At 64.4% G+C, this 236-nt stretch carries 1 pseudogene; it reads left to right on the plus strand.

Going from position 1 to position 236, the window contains the following annotated elements:
- Positions 1-236: pseudogene (locus SB719_RS22635) on the plus strand (MFS transporter); the annotation flags it as partial.

The following is a 236-nucleotide window of genomic DNA, read 5'->3' on the forward strand; positions in this document are numbered from 1 at the left end:
GCTGGTGATCCCGCGTGGCTGGGTCGCTTTTCTCGGCTGTCGCTGCTGTATTCTGTTCCTCGCCGAAGGCGCCGTGCTGGACGGGAGCGCCCTGCTGCTGCTGCAGAGGCCGGGCATCAGCGTGGCCTATGCCGGGCTGGGCTATGCGGTGTTCGCGGTTGCCATGACGATTGGACGGCTGACCGGCGATAAAATCATTCAGCGGTTTGGCCGCTATCGGGTCATGCTTACCGGCG

It is taken from the genome of Pantoea sp. SIMBA_079 (genome assembly GCF_046940275.1).
Taxonomy (GTDB): domain Bacteria; phylum Pseudomonadota; class Gammaproteobacteria; order Enterobacterales; family Enterobacteriaceae; genus Pantoea; species Pantoea borealis.